At 68.8% G+C, this 2,257-nt stretch carries 2 protein-coding genes; both read right to left on the bottom strand.

Annotation, left to right across the window (positions count from 1 at the left end; all coding sequences use genetic code 11):
* Window positions 1–73: 73 nt before the first annotated feature.
* Window positions 74–901 carry an IS21-like element helper ATPase IstB gene (gene istB / locus ACSLTV_RS36005; protein WP_432140171.1) on the bottom strand — a complete coding sequence of 276 codons (828 nt, stop codon included), beginning with the start codon at window positions 899–901 and terminating at the stop codon, window positions 74–76.
* Window positions 901–2,151, bottom strand: coding sequence for an IS21 family transposase (istA, locus tag ACSLTV_RS36000; protein ID WP_432140172.1), 1,251 nt, complete (start codon window positions 2,149–2,151; stop codon window positions 901–903). The genes istB and istA overlap by 1 nt, the downstream gene beginning before the upstream one ends.
* Window positions 2,152–2,257 lie beyond the last annotated feature (106 nt).

The raw sequence follows: 2,257 nt of genomic DNA, 5'->3' as shown, positions 1-2,257 counted from the left end.
TGTCGGCGGCGGCTGAACTCTGACCCACTTTGGGCGGTTGAATCCTGACCCAGGTGGTGTCTGCTGCGGTTGTTCAGTCGTTGTCGGTGGCGTCGTGAGGGATGCGTCCGAGTTCGCGTCCCTTCATGCGATACGAGTCGCCCTTGAAGGAGTGGACCTCGGCGTGATGGACGAGGCGGTCGATCATCGCGGCCGCGACGGTCTCGTCACCGAAGACCTCTCCCCAGCGCCCGAAGGGCTTGTTGCTGGTCACGATCACCGAGGCGCGTTCGTATCTGTTCGAGATCAGCTGGAAGAACAGGTTCGCCGCCTCGGCTTCGAAGGGGATGTAGCCCACTTCATCGATCACGATCAGCGGGTAGCGGCCGAGCTTCGTGAGCTCGGCCTGGAGGCGTCCGGCCTGGTGGGCGGCGGCCAGGCGGTCGACCCATTCGGACGCGGTGGCGAAGGCGACGCGGTGGCCGGCCTGACAGGCCCGCACTCCCAGACCGATGGCCAGGTGTGTCTTCCCGGTGCCCGGCGGGCCCAGGAAAACGGCGTTCTCCTTTCCGGTGATGAAGTCCAACGTGCCCAGATGTGCCAGCTGTTGGCGCGTCATGCCGCGCAGATGGGTGACGTCCAGCTCCTCGACCGTCTTGATCGCCGGGAAGCGGGCCGCGCGGACGCGGGCCTCGCCGCCGTGGGACTCGCGGGCACTGACCTCTCTCTGGAGGCAGGCGACGAGGTATTCGGCATGCGTCCAGGACTCTTTGCGGGCCCGCTCGGCGAGCCGTTCGGCGGCGTCCAGTAGCGCCGGGGCCTTCATCGCCCGGGCGAGAAATGCGAGGTCAGCGGCGGTCTGCTGACCGGTGCGGCGGCTGGTGGCCGGGGTAGTGGCGTCGGTGGCGGTGCGAGCGGGCATCAGCCGGCCTCCTGGTTGTTGCCGCCGTCGATGACGGTGAAGAGTCGGTCATAGGTGCCCAGCTCGCGCTGTTCGACCTCGACCACGTCTGGGGCCGCTGCCGCGCGGGCAGCTGCACCGTGCTGACGGTGTACTTCGCGGCGCATCACGTCGCCGGCGGCGGCGTGATGCGGGTCGGTGAGGGTCTGGTGGCGGGCCCAGCAGCGGGGATGCCGGGCCACGATCTCGCCGCCCTGGGCCAGGACGATGACCTCGTCGTTGTCGCAGAGCACGGTCACCATCCGGCCGATCGCCGCGGGGTCGACGGAGTAGTCGCAGGTGTCGACGCGGACGTAGTGGTCACGGCCCAGGCGGATCTGGAACCGCCACCAGGACGGCGGGTCGACGGGTGGCAGTGCGAGCATCCCGGCCCGATCTGCCTCCCACCGGTCGCTCGGACGGGCCTGCAGAGTGCGGTGGACGCGCCGGTTGGCGACCTTCAGCCAGGCGTCCAGCTGGGTGTTGAAGTCGTCGGGGCCGGTGAAGTGACGGCCCGGCAGGAAGGAGGTCTCCAGATAGCCGTTGGCCCGCTCGACCAGCCCTTTCGCTTCTGGATCCCGGGGCCGGCAGAGGTAGATCTTGGTGGAGAGCAGGCCCGCGAACGCGGCGAACTCGGAGGTGACCCGGCCCTTGCCGACGCCGGCCTCGTTGTCCCAGACGAGCATCTTGGGGACGGCGCCCCAGGCGGTCAGCAGCCGCCAGTGCCCGTCGATCAGGTCCCCACTCCGGCGCGAGGGCAGCATCCTCGCGGCGATGATCCGCGAGTAGCCGGACACCATCACCAAGACCGGCGGGCGTCCCGTCTGCCCGTAGCCCAGCGGGATGTCGGCCTCGGGGAACCACAGGTCGCACTGGGCCAGCTCGCCCGGCCGATACGTCGTCCGGGAGACCGGATCCACCGGCAGATAGGCGGGCCGCAGCTCACGCACCCGTTCCTTGAGGATGGTCATCCCGCGCTGCCAGCCGATCCGCTCCGCGATCACGGTTGCGGGCATCGTCGGCGTTTCCCGCAGCAGCTCGCGGATCTGCACCTCGACCGCGTCCACCGCCGAGCCCTTCGCCGCACGCTCGTACTTCGGGGGCCGGTCATGCGCCAGCGCGCGTTTCACCGTGTTCTTCGAGATGCCCAGGTGCCGGGCGATCGCCCGGATCGGCATCTGCTCGGCCCGGTGCAGCCGGCGGATCTCTGCCCAGTCCTCCACGTGGATCACCTCTTCCCTCCTGACCTTGATCACCAAGGCCAGGGTCAGATGAAGATCACCAAGTGGGTCAGATTTGATACGCCGTCAGTGGGTCAGGGTTCGGCCGTCGTCGAGA

The organism is Streptomyces sp. bgisy159 (assembly GCF_965341775.1).
Classification (GTDB): Bacteria; Actinomycetota; Actinomycetes; order Streptomycetales; family Streptomycetaceae; genus Streptomyces.
Note: the sequence above shows the minus strand (reverse complement) of the source record. Positions and strands in the feature narration are given on the sequence as shown.

Coding starts and splice junctions, on each gene's coding strand:
- istB (WP_432140171.1), bottom strand. CDS start 901: ATGCCCGCTCGCACCGCCACCGACGCCACTACCCCGGCCACCAGCCGC.